The organism is Pseudomonas sp. Pseusp49 (assembly GCF_059491875.1).
The window spans coordinates 654,278-677,313 of the sequence record NZ_CP168514.1; the positions used below are offsets into that span (position 1 = coordinate 654,278).

The following is a 23,036-nucleotide window of genomic DNA, read 5'->3' on the forward strand; positions in this document are numbered from 1 at the left end:
ACAGCTCATCTCAGGGCGACCCTTTCGCCCTGGCTCCCAAGATAACAACAAAGATCCGGAGACTCACATGAACGCATCGCTCACGCCCAATGACACCACCGTGCAAAAGGTCAAACTGTTGATCGACGGCGAGTGGGTCGAGTCCAAGTCCACCGAATGGCACGACATCGTCAACCCGGCGACCCAGCAAGTGCTGGCCAAAGTGCCGTTTGCCACCGCCGAAGAAGTCGATGCCGCCATCAGCGCCGCTCATCGCGCGTTCCAGACCTGGAAGCTGACGCCCATCGGCGCGCGGATGCGCATCATGCTCAAGCTCCAGGCGCTGATTCGCGAGCACTCCAAGCGCATCGCCGCGGTCCTGAGCGCCGAGCAGGGCAAGACCATTGCCGATGCCGAAGGCGACATTTTCCGTGGCCTGGAAGTGGTCGAGCACGCCTGCTCCATCGGCAGCCTGCAAATGGGCGAATTCGCTGAGAACGTCGCCGGTGGCGTCGACACCTACACCCTGCGCCAGCCGATCGGCGTGTGCGCGGGCATTACCCCGTTCAACTTCCCGGCGATGATTCCGCTGTGGATGTTCCCGATGGCCATCGCCTGCGGTAACACCTTCGTGCTCAAACCGTCGGAACAGGACCCGATGTCGACCATGCTGCTGGTGGAGCTGGCGATCGAGGCGGGCATTCCGGCCGGCGTGCTCAACGTCGTGCATGGCGGCAAGGATGTGGTGGACGGGCTCTGCACCCACAAGGACATCAAGGCGGTTTCCTTCGTCGGTTCAACCGCCGTCGGTACTCATGTCTATGACCTGGCCGGTAAACACGGCAAGCGCGTGCAATCGATGATGGGCGCCAAGAACCACGCCGTGGTGCTGCCGGACGCCAATCGCGAACAAGCGTTGAATGCGCTGGTCGGTGCCGGCTTCGGTGCTGCCGGTCAACGCTGCATGGCTACTTCTGTAGTGGTGCTGGTGGGTGCGGCCAAGCAATGGCTGCCGGACCTCAAGGCGCTGGCGCAAAAACTCAAGGTCAATGCCGGCAGCGAGCCGGGCACTGATGTCGGTCCGGTGATTTCGAAAAAAGCCAAGGCCCGGATTCTCGACCTGATCGAAAGCGGCATCAAGGAAGGCGCCAAACTGGAGCTGGACGGTCGCGAGATTTCGGTTCCGGGTTACGAGAAGGGCAACTTTGTCGGCCCGACCCTGTTTTCCGGCGTGACCCCCGACATGCAGATCTACACCCAGGAAATCTTCGGCCCGGTGCTGGTGGTGCTGGAAGTCGCCACCCTCGACGAGGCCATCGCCCTGGTCAACGCCAACCCGTTCGGCAACGGCACGGGCCTGTTCACCCAGAGCGGTGCGGCGGCACGTAAATTCCAGAGCGAGATCGATGTCGGCCAGGTCGGCATCAACATCCCGATCCCGGTGCCGGTCCCGTTCTTCAGCTTCACCGGTTCGCGCGGCTCCAAGCTCGGTGACCTCGGTCCGTACGGCAAGCAAGTGGTGCAGTTCTACACTCAGACCAAGACCGTCACCAGTCGCTGGTTCGATGACAACAGCGTCAACGACGGTGTGAACACCACGATCAACTTGCGATAAGGAGCCGGACATGAAAATCGCTTTTATCGGTCTGGGCAACATGGGCGCGCCGATGGCGCGCAACCTGATCAAGGCCGGCCATGCGCTGCGCCTGGTGGACCTGAACAAGGCTGTGCTGGCGGAGCTGGAGCAGTTGGGCGGCAGTATCAGCGCATCGGCCCGTGAAGCGGCGGAGGGCGCCGAACTGGTGATCACCATGCTGCCTGCCGCGGTGCATGTGCGCAGTGTGTGGCTGGGTGAAGACGGCGTGCTCGCCGGTATCGGTAAAGGCGTACCGGCCGTCGATTGCAGCACCATCGATCCGCAGACCGCGCGGGACGTGGCCGCCGCCGCTGCCAGACAGGGCGTGACCATGGCCGATGCGCCGGTCTCTGGCGGTACCGGTGGTGCAGCCGCCGGGACCCTGACCTTCATGGTCGGCGCCACGCCTGAACTGTTCGCCACCCTGCAGCCGGTACTGGCGCAGATGGGCCGCAACATCGTCCATTGTGGTGAGGTCGGCACCGGGCAAATCGCTAAAATCTGCAACAACCTGCTGCTGGGGATTTCCATGGTCGGCGTCAGCGAAGCCATGGCGCTGGGTGATGCGCTGGGCATCGACACCAAGGTGCTGGCAGGCATCATCAACAGCTCCACCGGGCGTTGCTGGAGTTCGGAGATGTACAACCCGTGGCCGGGCATCGTCGAAACAGCACCGGCGTCGCGCGGCTACACCGGTGGCTTCGGGGCCGAACTGATGCTCAAGGATCTGGGGCTGGCCACTGAAGCGGCGCGTCAGGCGCACCAGCCGGTGGTGCTTGGCGCGGTGGCCCAGCAGTTGTATCAGGCGATGAGTTTGCGTGGGGAGGGTGGCAACGACTTCTCGGCGATCATCAATAGCTACCGCAAGCCGCAATAACAAAAACTGTGGGAGCGAGCTTGCTCGCGATGAGGTCGTTACAGTCGACATTGATGGTGACTGACCCACCGCTATCGCGAGCAAGCTCGCTCCCACAGGGTACGGCGCTTACCTAAAGACTTTTGACCGGGAGATCACGTCGGGTGATCCCCCGGTTTTTTTGCATCAGGCAAACACGAAATATTTGCGCACGGTTTCCACCACTTCCCAGGTGCCTTTCATCCCGGGCTCGATGACAAAAATGTCACCCGCGCGCAGGTGGATCGGCGCCATGCCTTCCGGGGTGATGATGCAGTAGCCTTCCTGGAAATGGCAGTACTCCCACTTCACGTATTCCACGTACCACTTGCCGGGCGTGCAGATCCAGGTACCCATGATCTTGCTGCCGTCTTCACTGGTGTAAGCGTTGAGGTTGACGGTGTGCGGGTCGCCTTCGAGTTTTTCCCATTTGCAGGCGTCGAGCACGGGCAGCGGGTGGGTGTCGCGAAGAACGGTAATCGGTGCGGTCATGATGACTCCGGGCAGTGGGCTCAAGAACTGAAGTCGCACCCTATAGCGCCTGTCCGCGGGTCAGTTGTCTGTGCTCGACACTGAGCTGTCCAGAAACGCACAGCCCTCAGAGATGGGTCAACGGGCAGTCGAGCCTGGATTGTTCGAGACTGCTTTCGAACTCGACCAATTGCGCGTGCTGTTGCGACAACACCGCTATCCGTTCGGCGATTTCCTGTTTTTTGCTGGCGATGACCCGATGGGCCCGTTCCCATGGCAACTGCGGGCCCTGATGTCCGGCGAAGGCTGACTGCAATTCCTTGAGCCTGAAACCCAGCTGCTGGGCACATTTGATGAAGATCAGCAGATCGACACTGTGCTGGTCATAGATGCGGTACTTGCCCTGGCGTCGGGCGGCAGGCAACAGGCCAATCGACTCGTAGTGACGGATGCTTTTGACAGTGGTTCCGGAACGTTGCGCGGCTTGGCCGATGTACATGGGAAGGTCCTTTTCTCCGAAGATAAAGCTCGGCGCATTATCGACCGACTCAAGCGCTGGCGATAGCTTCGGCCTGGCGTAACCAGGCCGCATGCCGGTCTGCGCTGGCGCCGAGAATGGGCCCGAAGGTCAGGGTGCGAGTTGGCTTGATGCCACAGAATTCCAGTGTGGTTTTACGGACCTGATGCAAACCGGGCATGCGGTAGATCCAGCGGTAGTACCAGGGCGGCGTGTCCATGGTCACCAGCAGGTGGGCGGTTCGGCCGTGCAGGAGTTTGTCGGGGAAGGCTTTGCCCTGGCGATACTTGAAGGCAAAACCCGGCAAGAACACCCGGTCGAAAAAGCCCTTGAGCAAGGCTGGAACGCCGCCCCACCAGATCGGATAAACCAGGGTCAGCTGTTCTGCCCACAGGATGTCGGCCTGGGCGTTACGCAAGTCGGCCTCCAGCGGCTGGACCTTCTGGTAGCCTTCGCGCAGCACCGGGTCAAAATCCAGGGTGCCGAGAAACAACTGACGCACCTCATGCCCGGCGCGCACGGCCGACTGCGAGTAACGCTCGGCAAGGGCGGCGCAGAAGCTCTTGCTGGACGGATGCCCGAGGATCACCAGTATTCGTTTACCCATCATCGCTGTCCTCGAAGATCAAACCTCAAGGATAAAGTCTGCCCCTCAGGGGAGAGTCAAGGCGTGCAGCAGGGCCTTGGCATAGCCGGGCAATGCGGCGAAGTCCCGTGCACAGAGCAGCAATTTGCGTTGGCCCCAGGCTTCCTGCAGGGCGAGGCTCTTGAAGGGCAGGCCGCCTGACCCGCGCTCGACTGCGGCCAGCGGCACAATCGCCAGGCCCGCGCCACGGGCGACCATGCGCATCACGCCATCGAAGCCATCGGCACGGATGCGGATCTGCATGCGCAGGCCGGCGTGCAGCGCCTGTTCTTCGAGATACACCGCCAGCGCGCTGTTGGCATTCAGGCCGACGTAGTCGTGATGCAGCGTGTCGGTGAAAACCACCGAGGTTGCCTGTGCCAGGGGATGTTCGCGGGGCATGATCAGCACCAGCGGATCATCGCGGAACGCTCGGGTCTGCAAGTCATCGGTGTCCACCGCGTCGGAAACGATGCCCAGGTCTGCCGCGCCCTGGCGCAAGGCGTGGGTGATGCGGGTGCTGGGCAGTTCCTGCAGGTCGATGTCGAGGTTGGGGTGGCTGTGCAGGAAGTCCGCGAGCAACTCCGGCAGGTACTCGGTGATCGCCGTGGTATTGCACAGCAGCCGCACCTGGCCTTTGACGCCCTTGGCGTATTCGGCCAGTTCCTGTTGCAGGCGTTCGGCCTGTTGCAGCAGAACCCGGGCGTGCCGGGCGAGGGCATCGCCGGCCGGCGTCGGGCTGACCCCGCGACGGTTGCGCTGAAGAAACTCGACGCCCAGTGAGGCCTCCATGGCGCGAATTCGTGCGCTGGCCGCTGCGAGTGACAGATGACTGCGTGCGGCGCCGGCGGTGATGTTGCCGGTGTCGAGGATGTTCAGGTACAGGCGCAGGTCGGTCAGGTCGAAGTGCATTGTCATCCCCGGTTTATTTGCTGTCTGGACTGGCCCCTTCGCGAGCAAGCCCGCTCCCACAGGGGATTTGTGAACGACACGTAACCACTGTGGGAGCGGGCTTGCCCGCGAAGGGGCCAGTCGCTTCAGCGAAATTCTCAGCCTCTGTCAAAGCAAGAGGCAACCTCAGTATATGGCAGATTTTCAATCAACCCCCGCGGGCCCACCATAGCCCCATGAACACACTCTCGGCGTTTTACCAGAACCTCGGATTGGCCCTTTCCCTGCTGGTGATAGGCACCTTTGTGCTGGCCGGCATGATCAAGGGCGTGATCGGCCTCGGCTTGCCAACGGTTGCCATGGGACTGCTGGGGCTGGCTATGGCCCCGTCACAGGCAGCCGCACTATTGATCATTCCGGCAACGCTCACCAACGTCTGGCAACTGGCATTCGGCGGGCATTTGTCCGGGTTGGTCAAACGACTGTGGCCGATGTTGCTGGCGATCTTCATCGGCACCGGGGCAGGCACGCTGTGGATCGGCATGAGCGGTGGCCATTGGGTGGTGCGAGGGTTGGGCGCTGCGTTGTTGCTGTATGCGCTGAGCGGATTGTGCCTGCCGACCTTGCGCGTGGGGCGGCGCAGCGAACGCTGGCTCGGTCCACTGTGCGGCCTTCTGACCGGCGTCATCACGTCGGCCACTGGCGTGTTCGTGATTCCGGCGGTGCCCTACTTGCAAGCGCTGGGTTTGAGCCGGGACGAGCTGGTGCAGGCGCTGGGCCTGTCGTTCACCGTCTCGACCCTGGCCCTGGCCGGTGGCTTGTTATGGCGCGGCGCGCTCGGCGGGGGCGAGTTGAGCGCGTCGCTGCTGGCGCTGATCCCGGCCATGCTCGGCATGTGGCTGGGGCAATCGCTGCGCCAGCGGATCAGCGCCCTGTGGTTCAAGCGCGTGTTTTTCGTTGGCCTGGGTGTGCTCGGCGGCCATTTGCTGATCAGCGGCTAGCGGACGACGGGCTGATCATGTCGATGGCGCGGATTTCGAAGTCCCGTTCCAGATACTCATCGCGCTGCTCGAGGAATTGCTTCATGTGCGGCAGGTTCGAGTGCACGTCCAGATGGGCCTGGGACTGCCAGATCTCGTAGAAGATGAACAGGGTCGGGTCCTGTTTGTCGCGCAGCATGTGGTATTCGATGCAACCGGGTTCGGCGCGGCTTGCTTGCACGTAGCCGCTGAAAAACGCTTCGAAGGCGTCGGATTTTTCCGGACGGGTCTTGGCGTGCAGGATGAAGCCCTGGATTTCACTCATCTACATCTCTCCTCAGGTCAGAATGGGCGCCAGTCTAAGGCAACAATCGGCTGTGGATTCGTGCTTGTGGGTCAAATGAATTTTGCCAAATCGACGCTTATTCCGCGCGAGGCCGACCGGTACTCTGCCGCCATCGAATTCCCGACCCTTCCCGAGACCCTCCATGAAAAAAGTCCTGTTGCTCAACGGCGGCAAACAATTTGCGCACTCCGACGGCCGCTACAACACCACCTTGCATGAAGCCGCGTTGAGCGTGCTGGATCGCGGTGGTGTGGATATCAAAACCACCTTCATCGACGAGGGCTACGACGTCGCCGAAGAAGTGGCCAAGTTTCTCTGGGCCGATGTGATCATTTACCAGATGCCCGGCTGGTGGATGGGCGCGCCGTGGACCGTGAAGAAGTACATCGATGAAGTCTTCACCGAAGGTCATGGCAGCCTTTACGCCAGCGACGGCCGCACTCGTTCCGACGCCTCGCAAAAATACGGCAGCGGCGGCCTGATCCACGGCAAGCAGTACATGCTGTCGCTGACGTGGAATGCCCCGCAGCAAGCCTTCGACGACCCGACCGATTTCTTCGAAGCCAAAGGTGTGGACGCGGTGTACTTCCCGTTCCACAAGGCCAACGAGTTCCTTGGCATGACCGGTCTGCCGACGTTCCTCTGTGTAGACGTGATGAAGCGCCCGAACATCGAGGGTGATGTGGCGCGTTATGAGCAGCATTTGATTGAGGTGTTTGGCCTGTCGGCGTAACCGTTTCGGGCTACTATCGATTGTTTGAGTCAGGCACAGTTTCTGTGGCGAAGGAGCTTTTGTGGCGAGGGGGCTTGCCCCCGTTCGGCGGCGAAGCCGTCGTAAAGTCAGTTGACGCGCGACTTCCTGAACCACCGCGTTAGTGGGTTGTGGGGCCGCTTCGCGGACCAACGGGGGCAAGCCCCCTCGCCACAATGGTTTCTCTGTACCCAGAAGAACGGCGCAGGACTATCGATAAGGGACACACGTGAAAGCCAGATCCGATGAATTGCAGATTTTCGTCTGCGTGATTGAATGCGGGTCGATTTCCGCGGCAGCCGAGCAGGTCGGGCAAACGCCTTCGGCGGTCAGCCGCACGCTGTCGCGGCTGGAGGCCAAGCTCGACACCACCTTGATCAATCGCACCACGCGACGCATGGACCTGACCGAGGAGGGCAAGTACTTCTTCGAACACGCCAAGCGCATTCTCGATCAGATGGACGAGCTCGAAGAGCGCCTGTCCTCACGCCAGCAAACGCCGTCCGGGCGCCTGCGGATCAACGCGGCATCCCCCTTCATGCTGCACGCTATCGTGCCCTACATCGATGAGTTCCGCAGGCTCTACCCGGACATCCAGCTCGAACTCAACAGCAATGACTTGATCATCGACCTGCTGGAACAGAGCACCGACATCGCCATTCGCATCGGCACCCTGACCGACTCGACACTGCATGCCCGCTCCCTGGGTTGCAGCCCGCTGCACATCGTCGCCAGCCCGGCCTACCTGGAAAAGCACGGCACACCGCAAGCCGTGGCTGACCTGGCCAACCATACGCTGCTGGGGTTCACCCAGAACGAAGGCCTCAACCAATGGCCGCTGCGTTACGTGCATGGCGATCGCTGGCCGATCCAGGCGTCGATCAGCGCCTCCAGCGGCGAGACCATCCGCCATCTGGCACTGGACGGGCAGGGCATCGCCAGCCTGTCGCACTTCATGACCATCGAGGACATTCGTGCCGGACGCTTGAAAGTGTTGCTGGCCGAATTCAACAGCGGCTACCGCCAGCCGATCAATGCGGTGTACTACCGCAACTCGCAGCTGGCCTTGCGGATTCAATGCTTCCTGGATTTTATCCAGGGCAAGTTGGCGGATTATGCGAGCGCGGATTTCAAAGGCTGATTCGTGACTCCTGCGCAAAAGTGAATTGGGTCAGAGGGCATTTTTCGGCAGTGATCGCTACCGGATACTCCTTGCATCACTTATCCACGCAGGGAGTTTCTCCATGAACGTATTCGTTACCGGCGCTGCCGGATTTATCGGTGGTTCCATCGCCACGGGCCTGGTCCAGGCCGGCCACGCTGTCACCGGTCTGGTGCGCAGCGCCGAACAGGCCGATGAGCTGCGTGCACTGGGCATTTCTGCGGTGGTGGGCAGTCTGGACGACCGTGACCTGTTGACCGATCAGGCGCTCGCTGCCGATGCAGTGATCAACGCGGCCAGCAGTGATCATCGTGGCGCGGTGGAAGCCTTGCTCGATGCCTTGCGCGGCTCTGGCAAGGTGTTCCTGCACACCAGCGGTTCGAGCATTGTCGGTGATGCCTCGGGCGGCCAATCCAGTGATGTCATCTACTTCGAAGACGACCTGCCGGAACCGACCGTCGACAAGGCGGCGCGCGTGGCCATCGATAAGCTGATCCTGGCGGCAGCCATGGAAGGTGTGAACTCGGCAGTGATCTGCAACACCTTGATCTACGGCCACAGCCTGGGCGTCCATCGCGACAGCGTGCAGCTGCCGCGCCTGCTCAAACAGGCGCGCAAAAGCGGCGTGGTGCGCCATGTCGGCACGGGCCGCAACATCTGGTCCAACGTGCATATCGAAGACGTGGTTGCGCTGTACCTGCTGGCGCTGACCAAAAATGTACCGGGCACGTTCTACTTCGTTGAAAGCGGTGAAGCGTCGTTCATCGACATGACCACGGCGATGGCCCGGGCGCTGAACCTGGGCGAGCCGCAGGACTGGCCGCTCAAGGATGCCGAAGCCGAGTGGGGCTACGAAATGGCCAACTATGGTCTGGGTTCCAACAGTCGGGTGCGCGGCAAGCATGCGCGGGAATTGTTGGGGTGGGTGCCGAAGAGGACTTCGGTGGTTGAGTGGATTCGCGACGAGATGGTTTGAGTTCGCGTTAGACCGCGTCATCGTTCATCGCGGGCAAGCCACGCTCCCACAGGTTTTGTGTTGTTCGCTCATTTTGTGAACGAAACAAAACCTGTGGGAGCGGGCTTGCCCGCGATGGCATTTTCGATGACACAGATGATGGCCGGTCGGCCCTCGATTCCGTAACATCCGCACACTCTTTTTCGTCTCTCCCTGTGTGCGGTCTCCCCCCATGAAAGCAAAACGTCTACGCGCCGATGTCCTGGCCGGGCTTACCACGTCCTTCGCCCTGTTGCCCGAGTGCATCGCTTTCGCGCTGGTGGCGCACCTCAATCCGCTGATGGGGCTCTATGGCGCGTTCATCATCTGCACCCTGACCGCGCTGTTCGGCGGGCGGCCGGGCATGGTGTCCGGCGCGGCCGGCTCGATGGCCGTGGTGATCGTCGCGCTGGTGGTACAACACGGTGTGCAGTACTTGCTGGCCACGGTGTTGCTGGGCGGGCTGATCATGATGGCGTTCGGGCTGCTCAAGCTCGGCAAACTGGTGCGCATGGTGCCGCACCCGGTGATGCTCGGCTTCGTCAACGGCCTGGCGATCATCATTGCCCTGGCGCAACTGGAGCACTTCAAGGACGGTGAGGCCTGGTTGAGCGGCACGCCGCTGTACATGATGCTTGGCCTGGTCGCGGTGACCATGGCCGTTGTCTACGTACTGCCGCGCCTGACCCGCAGCGTTCCGCCGGCGCTGGTGGCGATTCTTGGCGTGGGCCTGGCGGTGTATCTGCTTGGCTTGCCAACCCGCACCCTGGGCGATATGGCGCACATTGCCGGTGGCTTGCCGACGCTGGCGCTGCCGGACATTGCGTGGAATCTGGACACCCTGCGCATTATCGCGCCCTACGCGATCCTGATGGCGCTGGTCGGGTTGCTGGAAACCCTGTTGACCCTCAACCTCACCGACGAAATCACCGAGAGCCGTGGCTATCCGGACCGCGAGTGTGTGGCGCTGGGGGCGGCGAATGTGGTGTCCGGTGCATTCGGCGGCATGGGCGGTTGCGCCATGATCGGCCAGACCGTGATCAACCTCAGTTCCGGCGGCCGCGGGCGCTTGTCCGGGGTGGTGGCCGGGGTGTCGATCCTGCTGTTCATCCTGTTTCTGTCGCCGCTGATCGAGCGCATTCCATTGGCCGCGCTGGTCGGGGTGATGTTCGTGGTGTCGCAACAGACCTTCGCCTGGGCCTCCTTGCGGGTGCTGAACAAGGTGCCGCTCAACGACGTGCTGGTGATCATCGCGGTAACGGTGATTACCGTATTCACCGACCTGGCCACCGCGGTGCTCTGCGGCATCATCATTGCGGCGCTGAACTTTGCCTGGCAGCAGGCCCGCCAGCTGTATGCCGACAGTCATCTGGAGAACGACGGCAGCAAGCTGTACCGGGTGCATGGCACGCTGTTCTTCGCCTCGACCACACCCTTTCTCAATCAGTTCGATCCGGCCAACGACCCGGCGCAAGTGACCCTGGATTGCCAGCACCTGAGCTTTGTCGACTACTCGGCCATCGCCGCGCTGGGTACCTTGCGCGAGCGCTACGCCAAGGCCGGCAAGCACTTGCGAGTGCTGCACTTGTCCGAGCGCTGCAAGAAATTGCTCAAGCGCGCCCGGATGCAGCACGACTGAGGTCAGTCATTCGATCTTTCCCACGCTGAGCGGGGAAAGATCGGCCTGTCGGCGATGAAAATTCGTACAGCCGACTTTCATAATTCGCGACACGCCATGCCTCTGTGCGACATCCCTTACCCCTTCACGAAAATTACTTTCACCTCGTTTGAAAATCACCTGCCGAAATGTTTTAAGAGTTTCACAAATATTTCGACGTGACCCTCTCGAGGAGTACCGCATGACCCTGTCCTTCGGCTATTGGCTGCTGGTGTATGCCGCCGTTGCCATCATCGCGCTGATCGTTCTGATCGCCCGTTACCGGCTCAATCCGTTCATTGTCATCACCCTGATTTCCCTTGGCCTGGCGCTGGTCGCCGGGATGCCTCCGTCCGGCGTGGTGGGGGCGTACGAGGCCGGTGTCGGCAAAACCCTGGGGCACATTGCACTGGTGGTGGCGCTGGGCACCATGCTCGGCAAGATGATGGCCGAGTCCGGCGGCGCCGAGCAGGTGGCGCGGACCTTGATCGACCGCTTTGGCGAGAGGAACGCACATTGGGCGATGGTGACCATCGCGTTTCTGGTCGGGCTGCCGCTGTTCTTCGAAGTCGGTTTCGTCTTGCTGGTGCCGATTGCCTTTACCGTGGCGCGGCGCGTGGGCGTGTCGATCCTGATGGTCGGCTTGCCGATGGTCGCCGGGCTCTCGGTGGTGCATGCGCTGGTGCCGCCACACCCGGCGGCGATGCTGGCGGTACAGGTGTATCAGGCGTCGGTGGGGCAGACGTTGATGTACGCGATCCTGATCGGCATTCCGACCGCGATCATTGCCGGTCCCCTGTACGCCAGGTTCATCGTGCCGCGCATTCAGCTGCCGGCGGAAAACCCGCTGGAGCGCCAGTTCCTCGAGCGTGAACCGCGCGACAGCCTGCCGGGCTTCGGCATCACCATGGCGACCATCCTGCTGCCGGTGGTGCTGATGCTGATCGGCGGCTGGGCCAATCTGATTTCCACGCCGGGCAGTGGTTTCAACCAGTTCCTGCTGTTCATCGGTAACTCGGTAATCGCGCTCTTGCTGGCCACCTTGCTGAGCTTCTGGACCCTCGGCCTGGCCCAGGGCTTCAACCGCGAATCGATCCTCAAGTTCACCAACGAATGCCTGGCGCCGACCGCGAGCATCACCCTGCTGGTGGGCGCCGGTGGTGGCCTGAACCGGATTCTGGTGGACGCCGGCGTCACCGATCAAATTGTCGGCCTGGCCCACGAGTTTCACCTGTCGCCGCTGTTGATGGGCTGGCTGTTTGCTGCGCTGATGCGCATCGCCACCGGTTCTGCCACTGTGGCCATGACCACTGCCTCAGGCGTGGTCGCACCGGTGGCCATTGGTCTGGGTTATCCCCATCCGGAGCTGCTGGTGCTGGCGACGGGCGCCGGGTCGGTTATCTTTTCCCACGTTAATGACGGCGGTTTCTGGTTGATCAAGGAATACTTCAACATGACCGTTGCCCAAACCTTCAAGACCTGGACCGTGCTCGAGACGTTGATCTCGGTCATTGCCTTCGGACTGACCGTTGGCCTTTCCTACCTGATTTAGCCGGAGCCACTTGCATGGACATCCTCTACCAGATCCGCGCCCGCCAGGATTCCTTCAGCGCCGGTGAAGGACGCATCGCCCGCCTGATGCTCGACGACGTAGGCTTCGCCGCCTCCGCCAGCCTCGATGAACTGGCGCTGCGGGCAGAGGTCAGCAGCGCCACGCTGTCGCGTTTCGCCCGTACGGTCGGCTGCAAGGATTTGCGCGACTTGCGTTTGCAGCTGGCCCAGGCCAGCGGTGTCGGCAGCCGGTTTCTCGACCCGGCGGGCACCCCCGAGCAGTCGGCGTTCTACGGGCAGATCGTCGGTGACATCGAATCGACCTTGCGCCAGCACCTGGCGGCATTCGATGAGTCGCGTTTCGCCGATGCGGTAAAACTGCTGGGCAAGGCGCGGATGATCCACGCCTTCGGCATGGGCGGCTGCTCGACCCTGTGCAGCGATGAACTGCAAGTGCGCCTGGTGCGCCTGGGCTATCCGATCACGGCGTGCCACGATGCGGTGATGATGCGCGTCACCGCCGCCAGCCTCAGCGCCGAACAGGTGGTGATTGTCTGCTCGCTGACCGGGATCACCCCGGAACTGATTGAAACGGTGGAGCTGGCGCGCAACTACGGCGCGCGCATTCTGGCCATCACTCGCGGCGACTCGCCGCTGGCGCAACTGGCCGACATCGTCCTGCCGCTGCAAAGCGCCGAAACCTCGTTCATCTACAAACCCACGGCGGCGCGCTACGGCATGCTGCTGGCCATCGATGTGCTCGCCACCGAGCTGGCCCTGGCCAACCCTGAAGACAATCAAGAACGTCTGCGGCGGATCAAACTCGCCCTCGACGAATACCGCGGCGGCGACGATCACTTGCCGCTGGGAGACTGACATGCAGTACGACACGCTGATTCGCAACGCCCTGATCATCGACGGCAGCAACAGCCCCGGTTACCCCGCCGACGTGGCCATTCTCAACGGGCGCATCGAGCGTATCGGCGACTTGCGTGATGCCCGTGCCAACGAAGAAATCGACGCACAGGGCCATGTGCTGGCGCCGGGTTTCATCGACGTGCACACCCATGACGACACCGTGGTCATTCGCCAACCGCAGATGCTGCCCAAGCTCAGCCAGGGCGTGACCACGGTGATCGTCGGCAACTGTGGGATCAGTGCTTCACCGGTGAGTTTGCGCGGTGATCCGCCGGATCCGATGAACCTGCTCGGCACGGCCGCTGCATTCGTTTATCCGACCTTCCGCGACTATCGGGCGGCGGTCGAAGCGGCGAACACCACGCTGAACGTCGCCGCTTTGGTGGGTCATACCGCGTTGCGCAGCAACCACCTCGACGATCTGTTGCGCACCGCCACAACCGAAGAAATCGCCGCGATGCGCGAGCAGCTGCACGAGAGCCTTGAGGCTGGCGCCTTGGGCCTGTCCACCGGCCTTGCCTATGCCAGCGCTTTCTCGGCATCGACCGATGAAGTGATGCAACTGACCGAAGAGTTGACCGCGTTCGGCGCGGTCTACACCACCCATTTGCGCAGTGAATTCGAACCGGTGCTGGAGGCCATGGACGAGGCGTTCCGGATCGGTCGCCATGCGCAGAGCCCGGTGATCATTTCCCACCTCAAATGCGCCGGAGCCGGTAACTGGGGGCGCAGTCCGCAACTGCTGGCGTCCCTGGAAGAGGCAGCGAAATCGCACCCCGTGGGCTGCGATTGCTATCCCTATGCCGCGAGCTCATCGACCCTGGACCTCAAGCAGGTGACCGATGCCCACCGCATCACCATCACCTGGTCGACGCCGCACCCGGAGATGGGCGGCCGCGACCTGATGGACATCGCCGCCGAATGGAACCTGTCATTGCTCGATGCCGCCCGCCAACTGCAACCGGCCGGTGCGGTGTACTACGGCATGGATGAGGCGGATGTGCGCCGGATCCTCGCGCATCCGCTGTCGATGGTCGGCTCCGACGGCTTGCCGGAAGACCCGTTCCCACACCCACGCCTGTGGGGCGCATTCCCCAGGGTGCTCGGACATTTCAGCCGTGACGTAGGACTGTTCCCGCTGCACACCGCCGTGCACAAGATGACCGGGCTGTCGGCGGCGCGTTTCGGTTTGAAGGAACGCGGTGAAATCCGCGAAGGCCATTGGGCCGACCTGGTGTTGTTCGATCCGGCGACCATCCGGGATGTTGCCGACTTCAACGATCCGCAGCGGGCGGCACAAGGTATCGAGGGCGTATGGGTCAATGGCGTGTTGAGTTACCGCGATGGCCAGGCCAACGGGCGCAGGGAAGGGCGGTTTTTGGCGCGGCAAGGGGATTTGCGTGACGGGTTTCATTGATTGAGTCGGGACGAAAAGATCGCTCCCTGTAGGAGCTGCCGAAGGCTGCGATCTTTTGACCTGCATCACATAGTGGCAATGTGCAATTAAAGAATCCCCCCACCCAGCCGAATTGCTGACATCAAGCCCGGCCATCATTGCGGTTCGGCGGTTACGTATTTTGTAGGAACGAGCTTGCTCGCGATGGACAAAAGAGCGCCGCGTTTATCCAGTAGAGACGCGTCATCGTTAACGACCATCGCGAGCAAGCTCGCTCCTACAGGTCTTTCATTGTCTGGGAGCAATCCGATGAGCTTCGGCAAAACCACTCCGGTCCTGCGTATTTTCGACGAAGCCAAGGCAGTGGAGTTCTACGTCGACTTCCTCGGTTTCAAGATCGACTGGCAACATCGACTTGAAGCGGATTTCCCGCTGTACCTGCAAATCTCCCGTGGCGATTGTGTGCTGCACTTGTCCGAACACCATGGCGACAGCACGCCGGGTTCTGCGCTGCGGATCGAGACGGATGAGCTGGAGCAGTTTCAACAGCAACTGTTGGCCAGGGAATACAGGTTTTCCCATCCACAGATTCAGGCCATGCCCTGGGGCAGCCAGGACATGACCATCGCCGACCCGTTCGGCAATCGGCTGGTGTTCACCAACGCGATCAGTCTCTGAGCCTATAACCCCTGAGCCTTCAGCCTTCGTTCGGCACCCGGTGGGTTTGGCGAAACTCGCCGGGCGGCATCCCGCGCCGGCTTTTGAAGGTGCGGTGAAACGAGCGGGGTTCGGTGAAGCCCAGGTATTGGGCGATGTCCTGGATCGGCAAGGCGCTGTTGAGCAGGTAATGCTCGGCCAGTTCCTGGCGCAGGTCATCGAGGATCTGCTGGTACGACGTACCGGCTTGATGCAGCTGGCGTTGCAGCGTGCGCACGGACACGGCGAGATGCTCGGCCACCTGCTCCTTGCGTGGCAGGCCCTCCTTGAGCAGCTGGCGCAGGATGCTTTTGACCCGCTGTTCCAGCGACGCGTCCTCCAGTGTGGCCATCAACCCCTGGGCATGTTCTTCCAGGGTGCGCAGCAATTGCGCATCGGCCTGGCGCAATGGCAACTGCAAATACGGCAACGGCACAATCAGCGCCGAATAAGGCTGGTCGAACAGTACCGGGCAGTCGAAGAACTGCTCGTACTCTGCCAACGTCGTGTCGGCCGGGCAGGCATGTTCCAGCCAGACGGCGGCCGGCGACAGTTGCGTGTCGGCGATCCAGCGCGCGTATTGCAGCCAGGAGCCGAGCACGTTTTCCACCAGGTGCCGGCGAATTCGCGGGCGTTGATGGCGGCAGGTCCAGATCAGGTGCACGTCGCTGCCTTGCACCTCGGCGCGGCTGATACCCATGTCTCCCACCAGTTTCTCGAACGGCATGATTCGGCTCATCGCATCGCCCAGTGTCGCGCAGTTCATGGTGATGTAACCCAGCACGCTCCAGGAGTTGGGCAACACAAAGCGCGCGGCGTTGAGACCGAACAACGGATCGCCCGAGTGTTCGCAGAAATAATCGAGCAGCCGTTCATGGGCTTCACCGGGCAACCGCAGGCTGTTGTCGCTCAACTGCTGTGCCTGCAACCCGGCAGCCGCCAACGCAGGCTCGATGGCCATGCCCAGTTGCTCGGCATGACGCAAGTATTTGAGCAGCGGCGGAACGGAAGTGAAGCCCAGGGATTGCATGATCGTATTCCTTTGATCAAGGCCCGCGTGCGCGGATGAATGCCCTGAAAGGTAATTTGAAACCACGGCTAAAGTAAATGGCTGACGCCTGCGCGACGTTTGACTCAATTGGCTACTCGAACTGGCCCGATGCGACCGTGACACTTTCCGGCGGCTGACTAGTATGGGGGCCTGAAATATCACTGATAAGAACCGCAAAAGGACACACGCATGCGACGCTGGAACGGCTGGGGAGATGCAACCACGGTGGTCGAGCTGCCGGCCCAGGGCGCGAGCTTTCTCGCCCGGCGGGTAGGTGACGGTCGAGCGCTGCCCGACGCGACGCTTGAGACGGCATTGGCCCGCGTGCCCCCGTCGCGGTTGCAGCAACACTTCCTGTACAGCGTGGATGCCCATGATCGTTTGCTGCATGCTCGCGGCCAGAGCCTGCCGGACTGGCTGGCGTTGCGTGAGGGCGAGCTGGGCAATTATCCCGACGCCGTGGCCTATCCCACGAGCGCTGAACAGATCCGCCGTTTACTGCTGCTCGCCCATGAACAGGACCTGTGCCTGATTCCCTATGGCGGCGGCACTTCGGTGGCCGGTCACATCAACCCGCCGAGTTCCGCGCGGCCGGTGGTGACGGTTTCCCTGGCCCGCATGAGTCGCCTGTTGGACCTCGACGAAGAGAGCCTGCTGGCCACCTTCGGCCCCGGCACCAGTGGACCGCAGGTGGAAAGTCAGTTGCGCGCCCGTGGTTACACCCTGGGGCACTTCCCGCAGTCATGGGAGCTGTCGACCCTGGGCGGTTGGGTCGCCAGCCGCTCCAGTGGCCAGCAGTCATTGCGTTATGGGCGGATCGAGCAACTGTTTGCCGGCGGAACCCTGGAAACCTTTGCCGGACCTTTGGACATTCCCTCCTTTCCGGCGTCGGCGGCCGGCCCCGATCTGCGCGAAGTGGTGTTGGGCTGTGAGGGCCGTTTCGGGATCATTTCCGAGGTGAAGGTACGGGTCAGCGCACTGCCCGCCGATGAACGTTTCTATGGAGTGTTCCTGCCCGATTGGCCCAAGGCGCTGCAAGCCATCCGCCAGCTGGCCCAGGCGCGCGTGCCTCTGTCGATGCTGCGCCTGTCCAACGCGGTGGAAACCGAAACCCAGCTGGCGCTGGCCGGTCACCCGCAGCAGATCGCCTGGCTGGAAAAGTACCTGGCCCTGCGCGGCGCCGGTGAGGGCAAATGCCTGCTGACGTTCGGCGTGACCGGCAACCGTCGGCAAAATGCGCTGTCCCTGCGTCAGGCCCGGCAGCACCTCAAGGCGTTCGGCGGGGTATTTACCGGCACCTTGCTCGGCAAGAAGTGGGCGCAGAACCGCTTCCGTTTTCCCTACCTGCGCGAGAACCTGTGGAACGCCGGTTACGTGGTTGACACCCTGGAAACGGCCACCGACTGGAGCAACGTCGATAACCTGCTCACGCTGATCGAAAACAGCCTGCGTGATGCCTTGGCGGCGGAGGGTGAACGGGTCCACGTGTTCACCCACCTGTCTCACGTCTACGGCGAAGGATCGAGCATCTACACCACCTATGTGTTTCGCCCGGCGGCGGATTACCCCGCCACCCTGGCGCGCTGGCAGGCACTCAAGCAGGCGGCCAGCCAGACCATCGTCGACAACCACGGCACCATCAGTCACCAGCATGGCGTGGGCAAGGACCACGCACCGTACCTGCTGCGCGAGAAGGGCGCGCTGGCGATGGACACCCTGCAGGCATTGAGTCGGCACTTCGATCCGGCCGGGCGACTGAACCCTGGCACGCTGTTGCAGGAGTGACGGCCATGAGCCTGGACTGGAACGCGACGTGGCGTCAGCAGGTGCTGCCGACGCTGGCGGCTGAAACCTGGGACCTGATCGTCATTGGCGGCGGCATCAGCGGCGCCGGCATCCTGCGCGAAGCCGCGCGCCGAGGGTGGCGTTGCCTGCTGCTGGAGCAGCGCGATTTCGCCTGGGGCACCTCCAGCCGCTCTTCGAAAATGGTCCATGGCGGCTTGCGTTACATCGCCAAGGGCCAGTGGCGCCTGACCCGCGATTCGGTGCGTGAACGCCAGAGGCTGCTGGACGAAGCGCCGGGGCTGGTCGAGCCGATGAGTTTCATGATGCCGCATTACCGTGGCGGTTTTCCCGGACCGCGGGTGCTGGGTGGTTTGCTGTCCATCTATGACGCGTTGGCCGGGCGGCGCAGCCATCGCTTTCATGACGCGCAGCAACTGCGGTATCTGGCCCCTGGGGTGAAGGAAGATGACCTGCTGGGCGGCACCTGTTTTGTCGATGCGCTGACCGATGATGCCCGCCTGGTGATGCGCGTTCTGGGCGAGGCCCGGGCCGACGGCGCCGTGGTGCTCAACGGCGTGCGCGTGCAGCAATTGCTGCGTGAGGAGGGACGCGTTTGCGGGGTTCAGGTCGAAGACTGCGAGGGGGGCGGATCACTGACAGTGCGTTGTGGGGTGTTGGCCGTGGCCACCGGCGCGTGGGCCGAGCGTTTGCGCCTGCCCGACGCGCCTCGCCAGTTGCGCCCGTTGCGTGGCAGTCATCTGCTGTTGCCGGGCTGGCGCCTGCCCGTGGCGCAAGCCTTCACCTTCCTGCATGAGCGTGACCGTCGACCGGTGTTCGTTTTCCCCTGGGAGGGTGCCACGGTGGTCGGCACCACGGACCTCGATCATCGCGAGGATCTGGATCAAAGCGCGAGTATCAGCGCTGAGGAGCTCGACTATCTGCTGGCGGCGTGCGCTCAACAATTTCCCGGTGCCGAAGTGGTCGCAGCCGATGTGCTGTCGACCTGGTCGGGCGTGCGCCCGGTGGTGGGCAGCCTGGCGGGTGAACTCAAGCCGTCGAGTGAAACCCGTGAGCATGTGCTGTGGCAGGAACCGGGTTGCGTGACCCTGGCCGGCGGCAAGCTGACCACCTTTCGCCCGCAGGCGATCGAAGTGCTCAGGGCCTGCGCGAGCATGCTCGAGCAGCCCTTCAACGATGATGCCGCGCCGGTTTTCGCCGTCGTGCCGCCGCTGGCGATACCGGGGCTCAGCGCCAGCCAGTGGCGGCGCCTGGCCGGGCGGCATGGTCGTGACCTGCCGAGGCTGGCGCGACTGATCGCCCGATTGGGCCATGAAACGGTAGGCAGCACGGACACCTTGTGGGCGGAACTGGCCGTTGCCTGCGAGGCGGAAATGGTTCTGCATCTCGATGACCTGCTACTGCGTCGCACCCGCCTGGGCCTGCTGCTGCCGCGTGGCGGTGAGGATTGTTTCGCGGCCATTCGCCAACTCTGCCAGCCACGACTGGGCTGGGACGATGAGCGTTGGCAGCAGGAGATACAGCGTTATCGGGCGTTGTGGCAACGCCATCACGGATTGCCGGATGCCACGCATTGATGCCCATTGAAGAGAGCTCCATGGATAACCACCCGAACAAGCGTTACCTGTTGGCCATCGACAATGGCACCCAGAGCGTGCGCGCGCTGCTCTTCGACCTGCAGGGCAATCTGCTGGGCAAAGGCAAGGTCGAGTTGCAGGCCTATTACTCGGCACAACCGGGGTGGGCCGAGCAGGACCCGGAATATTACTGGGAAAAATTGGGTGAAGCCTGCCAGCAGGTGTGGCAGCAAACCGGGATCGATCGCTCGCAGATTGCCGGTGTGTCCCTGACCACCCAGCGCGGCACGGTGATCAACGTCGATGCCCAGGGCAAGCCGTTGCGCCCGGCCATTTTGTGGCTCGATCAGCGTCAGAGCGAAGTCGAAGGCGGTATCAAGGGACCGTGGGGGTGGTTGTTCAAACTGGTCGGCGCGCAAGCCACGGTGGACTACTTCCGCGCCCAGGCCGAGGCCAACTGGATCGCCCGCCACCAGCCTGAGGTGTGGGCAGCGACCGACAAGTTCCTGCTGCTCTCTGGGTTTCTCACCCATCGTCTTTGTGGGCGCTTTGTCGATTCCGTGGGCTGTTGCGTCGGTTACTTGCCCTTCGACTTCAAACGCCTGAAATGGGCCGCACCCACCGACTGGAAATGGCAGGCGCTGGCGGTGCGTCCCGAGCAACTGCCGAGCCTGCACAAGCCCGGTGAAACCCTCGGCTACATCAGCGCCGAGGCCAGTCGCCACACCGGCATCCCCGAGGGGCTGCCGCTGATTGCCGCGGGGGCCGACAAGGCCTGCGAAGTCGTGGGTTCCGGCGTCGTCGACGCCAGCACCGTGTGCCTGTCCTACGGCACCACGGCGACGATCACCAGCACCCGCTCGCGCTACCTGGAAATCGTCCCGTTGATTCCGCCTTACCCCTCGGCGGTGCCGGATCAATTCAACTGCGAGGTGATGATCTATCGCGGCTACTGGATGGTCAGCTGGTTCAAGAACGAGTTCGGCCTGCGGGAAATGCAGCAGGCCAAAGCCCAGGGCGTGGAGCCCGAGCAACTCTTCGATGCGCTGGTCGAGGCTGTGCCGCCGGGCTCCATGGGGTTGATGCTGCAACCCTACTGGTCGCCCGGCATCCGCGAGCCGGGTGTGGAAGCCAAGGGCGCGATGATCGGCTTCGGCGACGTGCATACCCGCGCGCACATTTACCGGGCCATCCTCGAAGGCCTGGCGTATGCCTTGCGCCAGGGCATGGAGAAGATCGAGAAACGTTCGGGGGTCTCCATCACGCGCTTGCGCGTCGCCGGTGGAGGCTCCCAGAGTGATGCCGCGATGCAACTCACGGCGAACATTTTCGGCCTGCCGGCCGAGCGTCCGCATGTCTACGAAGCCTCCGGCCTGGGCGCGGCCATTTGCTGCGCGGTGGGGCTGGGACTGCACGCGGACTTCCCCACGGCGATGGCTGCCATGACGCGGGTCGGTGCAGTTTTCATGCCGCAACCCGAGGCGCAGCAGGTCTATGAGCGACTGTACAAAGAGGTCTACCTGCGCATGTATCGACAGCTCAAGCCGTTGTACCAGAGCATCCGCAAAATCACCGGTTACCCCGCCTGAAAGAACACCCCCCTGTAGGAGCTGCCGAAGGCTGCGATCTTTTGATCTTTTAAAAGCAAGATCAAAAGATCGCAGCCTTCGGCAGCTCCTACAGGGGAACCTATAGACCGCGTGCACGTGGCGCTATCGGAGAACTTTTCTGGTGAGATTGGACAGTGTCAGGGGCAGGGTCGGTTGTTAGGCTCAACCCTCACTGCACATCCAATAAGAACCAGGCAATGAAGCTGACATTCCTCCTGTTGCTGCTTTGTGGAACGGCGCCGATGGCGTGGGGCTGGTCCAACCATACGGTGGGCAGCTACCTGGCGTTGCAGGACCTGCCGGCCTTGCGCGACGCACCGCAGGTCGAGGTCGAGCCTTTGGAGCAGTTTCTCTCGCAACAATACGAGGCCGTGAGCGCGTTGCTCGACGAGCAGGAGCGCTTCGCCCACGAGCACTTCGCCCAGTACCCGCCGCGCCCCGACAACCTGGGATTGCCAGCCGTGCCTGGGGACAATCTGCGCCACGACTTCCTCACCGCACTGCGCATCAATCCCGGGATTCATTTGGCGATGGTCATTCAGCCGATGCCGGGCAAGGATCAACCCGAGCGTGAACACCTCAAGGCCGAGCAGGTCATGGTCGAGCAAACCCTCTCGCCGTGGAATCGCCAGCGCTTCATCGTTGTAGCGGACCACGAACAAGTCGCGCCCCTGGCCGTATTGGCCAGCGCCGCCGATGAGCCTGACTACGGCCACGACATCAACCTGTTCAGCGACAACCCCGGCGATGTCGGCGCGCTGTACGGCTTCGGCCCGCAGCCGTTCGGTGATGCGCGGTTTCAGTACAGCTCCCAGGCTCCGTTCCACATGGGGTTCTTCCATGAGAGCCCGGTGGTGTACGCCGCTGCCGGATTTCTCGAGCGCAGTTGGCCCGACTGGCGCGCCTATCAATACATGGGATTGGCGCGACTGGCCTTTGCCACCGGCCATCCATATTGGGGTTATCGCTTTCTCGGCTGGGGCCTGCACCACATTCAGGACCTGACCCAGCCTTATCACGCCAAGCCACTGCCCGGTGTCGACCTCGCCAGTCTGCTTCTGCTGGAAGGCAAGGCACTGGCCGGTTTCGCGGCCGACAAGCAGGCGTCCATCGAACGTGTTGCGACCCGGCACATGGAAGTGGAGAAGTATCAGTCGAGCTGGTTGCGTCGTTTGCTGCGCACGGGCCAGCCCCATCCGATGCTCGACGCCTATGCCGATTCCGCCCAGGACGCCCGTTACCCGCCGTACTCGGTGGACTACCTGCGCGAAGTGGTGAGTGCCGAGTCCGTCGACGAGTCCGCAGCGTTCGATGAAGCCATCGGCCAATGGTTGGACACAGCACCGATCACCGGCGATTTCAGCCGCGGTAATCAGCTGCAGCGCGAAGACTTCGACCATCCGGCACTTAACCGACAGCTGTTCAAACTGCTGGGACATTTCGGCGCGCACAGCCGGATTTATGCCGGTGCGGGATTGTCGCCCCAGCCATCGCAGTAACGCACACAACAACAATAAATCCAGGGAAAGA

At 62.4% G+C, this 23,036-nt stretch carries 21 protein-coding genes; 15 read left to right on the forward strand and 6 right to left on the reverse strand.

Features of this window, described 5'->3' with window-relative positions; translation table 11 throughout:
- Positions 1 to 67: 67 nt before the first annotated feature.
- Positions 68 to 1,594: a CoA-acylating methylmalonate-semialdehyde dehydrogenase gene (locus ACEN83_RS02775; protein ID WP_007973225.1), complete on the forward strand. Its 1,527-nt coding sequence runs from the start codon at positions 68 to 70 to the stop codon at positions 1,592 to 1,594.
- 10 nt (positions 1,595 to 1,604) lie between these two features.
- On the forward strand, positions 1,605 to 2,492 hold the full coding sequence (mmsB, locus tag ACEN83_RS02780; RefSeq protein WP_495579443.1) for a 3-hydroxyisobutyrate dehydrogenase: 888 nt from the start codon (positions 1,605 to 1,607) through the stop codon (positions 2,490 to 2,492).
- A 165-nt stretch (positions 2,493 to 2,657) separates the two neighbouring features.
- On the opposite strand, the gene ACEN83_RS02785 is transcribed toward mmsB, so the two are convergent.
- The 4 genes from ACEN83_RS02785 to ACEN83_RS02800 all read right to left on the reverse strand — a co-directional run bounded on the left by ACEN83_RS02785 (position 2,658) and on the right by ACEN83_RS02800 (position 5,035).
- Positions 2,658 to 3,002: a cupin domain-containing protein gene (locus tag ACEN83_RS02785; protein ID WP_007900627.1), complete on the reverse strand. Its 345-nt coding sequence runs from the start codon at positions 3,000 to 3,002 to the stop codon at positions 2,658 to 2,660.
- Positions 3,003 to 3,108: 106 nt separating this feature from the next.
- Positions 3,109 to 3,480, reverse strand: a complete 372-nt coding sequence (locus tag ACEN83_RS02790; RefSeq protein WP_495579444.1) for a MerR family transcriptional regulator — start codon at positions 3,478 to 3,480, stop codon at positions 3,109 to 3,111.
- A 49-nt stretch (positions 3,481 to 3,529) separates the two neighbouring features.
- On the reverse strand, positions 3,530 to 4,108 hold the full coding sequence (locus ACEN83_RS02795; protein WP_495579445.1) for an NAD(P)H-dependent oxidoreductase: 579 nt from the start codon (positions 4,106 to 4,108) through the stop codon (positions 3,530 to 3,532).
- Positions 4,109 to 4,150: 42 nt separating this feature from the next.
- On the reverse strand, positions 4,151 to 5,035 hold the full coding sequence (locus ACEN83_RS02800; RefSeq protein WP_495579446.1) for a LysR substrate-binding domain-containing protein: 885 nt from the start codon (positions 5,033 to 5,035) through the stop codon (positions 4,151 to 4,153).
- Positions 5,036 to 5,250: 215 nt separating this feature from the next.
- On the opposite strand from ACEN83_RS02800, the gene ACEN83_RS02805 reads away from it, so the two are divergent.
- The gene (locus ACEN83_RS02805) at positions 5,251 to 6,015 is read left to right on the forward strand and encodes a sulfite exporter TauE/SafE family protein (RefSeq protein WP_495579447.1); all 765 of its coding nucleotides are present in this window, start codon (positions 5,251 to 5,253) and stop codon (positions 6,013 to 6,015) included.
- On the opposite strand, the gene ACEN83_RS02810 is transcribed toward ACEN83_RS02805, so the two are convergent.
- A complete protein-coding gene (locus ACEN83_RS02810; protein ID WP_057716513.1) occupies positions 6,005 to 6,319 on the reverse strand; it encodes a putative quinol monooxygenase in 315 nt (104 codons plus the stop codon). The two genes, ACEN83_RS02805 and ACEN83_RS02810, sit on opposite strands and share 11 nt — an antisense overlap.
- A 163-nt stretch (positions 6,320 to 6,482) precedes the next feature.
- Between ACEN83_RS02810 and mdaB the strand changes: the two genes are divergently transcribed.
- The 8 genes from mdaB (at position 6,483) to ACEN83_RS02850 (ending at position 15,447) form a co-directional block, all read left to right on the forward strand.
- Positions 6,483 to 7,073 carry an NADPH:quinone oxidoreductase MdaB gene (gene mdaB / locus ACEN83_RS02815; protein WP_095965978.1) on the forward strand — a complete coding sequence of 197 codons (591 nt, stop codon included), beginning with the start codon at positions 6,483 to 6,485 and terminating at the stop codon, positions 7,071 to 7,073.
- A 247-nt stretch (positions 7,074 to 7,320) separates the two neighbouring features.
- Entirely contained in the window at positions 7,321 to 8,232 is a 912-nt protein-coding gene (locus ACEN83_RS02820) for a LysR family transcriptional regulator (RefSeq protein ID WP_104450845.1), read from the forward strand.
- A gap of 103 nt (positions 8,233 to 8,335) precedes the next feature.
- Positions 8,336 to 9,229, forward strand: coding sequence for an NAD-dependent epimerase/dehydratase family protein (locus ACEN83_RS02825; protein ID WP_495579448.1), 894 nt, complete (start codon positions 8,336 to 8,338; stop codon positions 9,227 to 9,229).
- Between the two features lie 211 nt (positions 9,230 to 9,440).
- The gene (locus ACEN83_RS02830) at positions 9,441 to 10,886 is read left to right on the forward strand and encodes a SulP family inorganic anion transporter (protein WP_495579449.1); all 1,446 of its coding nucleotides are present in this window, start codon (positions 9,441 to 9,443) and stop codon (positions 10,884 to 10,886) included.
- Positions 10,887 to 11,106: 220 nt separating this feature from the next.
- Positions 11,107 to 12,456, forward strand: coding sequence for a GntT/GntP/DsdX family permease (locus tag ACEN83_RS02835; RefSeq protein ID WP_495579450.1), 1,350 nt, complete (start codon positions 11,107 to 11,109; stop codon positions 12,454 to 12,456).
- Between the two features lie 14 nt (positions 12,457 to 12,470).
- Positions 12,471 to 13,331 carry a MurR/RpiR family transcriptional regulator gene (locus ACEN83_RS02840; RefSeq protein ID WP_007973204.1) on the forward strand — a complete coding sequence of 287 codons (861 nt, stop codon included), beginning with the start codon at positions 12,471 to 12,473 and terminating at the stop codon, positions 13,329 to 13,331.
- 1 nt (position 13,332) lies between these two features.
- A complete protein-coding gene (locus ACEN83_RS02845; RefSeq protein WP_495579451.1) occupies positions 13,333 to 14,790 on the forward strand; it encodes an N-acyl-D-amino-acid deacylase family protein in 1,458 nt (485 codons plus the stop codon).
- A gap of 288 nt (positions 14,791 to 15,078) precedes the next feature.
- The gene (locus ACEN83_RS02850; protein ID WP_104450850.1) at positions 15,079 to 15,447 is read left to right on the forward strand and encodes a glyoxalase superfamily protein; all 369 of its coding nucleotides are present in this window, start codon (positions 15,079 to 15,081) and stop codon (positions 15,445 to 15,447) included.
- A gap of 19 nt (positions 15,448 to 15,466) precedes the next feature.
- Here ACEN83_RS02850 and gliR read toward each other — a convergent pair whose 3' ends face one another.
- Positions 15,467 to 16,495, reverse strand: coding sequence for an AraC family transcriptional regulator GliR (gene gliR / locus ACEN83_RS02855; RefSeq protein ID WP_495579452.1), 1,029 nt, complete (start codon positions 16,493 to 16,495; stop codon positions 15,467 to 15,469).
- Positions 16,496 to 16,705: 210 nt separating this feature from the next.
- On the opposite strand from gliR, the gene ACEN83_RS02860 reads away from it, so the two are divergent.
- The 4 genes from ACEN83_RS02860 (at position 16,706) to ACEN83_RS02875 (ending at position 23,005) form a co-directional block, all read left to right on the forward strand.
- Positions 16,706 to 18,301, forward strand: a complete 1,596-nt coding sequence (locus ACEN83_RS02860) for an FAD-binding oxidoreductase (protein ID WP_495579453.1) — start codon at positions 16,706 to 16,708, stop codon at positions 18,299 to 18,301.
- 5 nt (positions 18,302 to 18,306) lie between these two features.
- On the forward strand, positions 18,307 to 19,896 hold the full coding sequence (locus tag ACEN83_RS02865) for a glycerol-3-phosphate dehydrogenase/oxidase (protein ID WP_495579454.1): 1,590 nt from the start codon (positions 18,307 to 18,309) through the stop codon (positions 19,894 to 19,896).
- Between the two features lie 20 nt (positions 19,897 to 19,916).
- Complete coding sequence (locus ACEN83_RS02870; protein ID WP_495579455.1) at positions 19,917 to 21,485, forward strand: FGGY-family carbohydrate kinase; 1,569 nt, start codon at positions 19,917 to 19,919, stop codon at positions 21,483 to 21,485.
- Positions 21,486 to 21,703: 218 nt separating this feature from the next.
- Entirely contained in the window at positions 21,704 to 23,005 is a 1,302-nt protein-coding gene (locus tag ACEN83_RS02875) for a phospholipase (protein ID WP_495579456.1), read from the forward strand.
- The last annotated feature ends 31 nt before the right edge of the window (positions 23,006 to 23,036 follow it).

Bases quoted from the DNA above. Each gene is read 5' to 3' on its own strand.
- ACEN83_RS02775 (WP_007973225.1), top strand. From the start codon at position 68: ATGAACGCATCGCTCACGCCCAATGACACCACCGTGCAAAAGGTCAAA.
- mmsB (WP_495579443.1), top strand. From the start codon at position 1,605: ATGAAAATCGCTTTTATCGGTCTGGGCAACATGGGCGCGCCGATGGCG.
- ACEN83_RS02785 (WP_007900627.1), bottom strand. From the start codon at position 3,002: ATGACCGCACCGATTACCGTTCTTCGCGACACCCACCCGCTGCCCGTG.
- ACEN83_RS02790 (WP_495579444.1), bottom strand. From the start codon at position 3,480: ATGTACATCGGCCAAGCCGCGCAACGTTCCGGAACCACTGTCAAAAGC.
- ACEN83_RS02795 (WP_495579445.1), bottom strand. From the start codon at position 4,108: ATGATGGGTAAACGAATACTGGTGATCCTCGGGCATCCGTCCAGCAAG.
- ACEN83_RS02800 (WP_495579446.1), bottom strand. From the start codon at position 5,035: ATGCACTTCGACCTGACCGACCTGCGCCTGTACCTGAACATCCTCGAC.
- ACEN83_RS02805 (WP_495579447.1), top strand. From the start codon at position 5,251: ATGAACACACTCTCGGCGTTTTACCAGAACCTCGGATTGGCCCTTTCC.
- ACEN83_RS02810 (WP_057716513.1), bottom strand. From the start codon at position 6,319: ATGAGTGAAATCCAGGGCTTCATCCTGCACGCCAAGACCCGTCCGGAA.
- mdaB (WP_095965978.1), top strand. From the start codon at position 6,483: ATGAAAAAAGTCCTGTTGCTCAACGGCGGCAAACAATTTGCGCACTCC.
- ACEN83_RS02825 (WP_495579448.1), top strand. From the start codon at position 8,336: ATGAACGTATTCGTTACCGGCGCTGCCGGATTTATCGGTGGTTCCATC.
- ACEN83_RS02830 (WP_495579449.1), top strand. From the start codon at position 9,441: ATGAAAGCAAAACGTCTACGCGCCGATGTCCTGGCCGGGCTTACCACG.
- ACEN83_RS02835 (WP_495579450.1), top strand. From the start codon at position 11,107: ATGACCCTGTCCTTCGGCTATTGGCTGCTGGTGTATGCCGCCGTTGCC.
- ACEN83_RS02840 (WP_007973204.1), top strand. From the start codon at position 12,471: ATGGACATCCTCTACCAGATCCGCGCCCGCCAGGATTCCTTCAGCGCC.
- ACEN83_RS02845 (WP_495579451.1), top strand. From the start codon at position 13,333: ATGCAGTACGACACGCTGATTCGCAACGCCCTGATCATCGACGGCAGC.
- ACEN83_RS02850 (WP_104450850.1), top strand. From the start codon at position 15,079: ATGAGCTTCGGCAAAACCACTCCGGTCCTGCGTATTTTCGACGAAGCC.
- gliR (WP_495579452.1), bottom strand. From the start codon at position 16,495: ATGCAATCCCTGGGCTTCACTTCCGTTCCGCCGCTGCTCAAATACTTG.
- ACEN83_RS02860 (WP_495579453.1), top strand. From the start codon at position 16,706: ATGCGACGCTGGAACGGCTGGGGAGATGCAACCACGGTGGTCGAGCTG.
- ACEN83_RS02865 (WP_495579454.1), top strand. From the start codon at position 18,307: ATGAGCCTGGACTGGAACGCGACGTGGCGTCAGCAGGTGCTGCCGACG.
- ACEN83_RS02870 (WP_495579455.1), top strand. From the start codon at position 19,917: ATGGATAACCACCCGAACAAGCGTTACCTGTTGGCCATCGACAATGGC.
- ACEN83_RS02875 (WP_495579456.1), top strand. From the start codon at position 21,704: ATGAAGCTGACATTCCTCCTGTTGCTGCTTTGTGGAACGGCGCCGATG.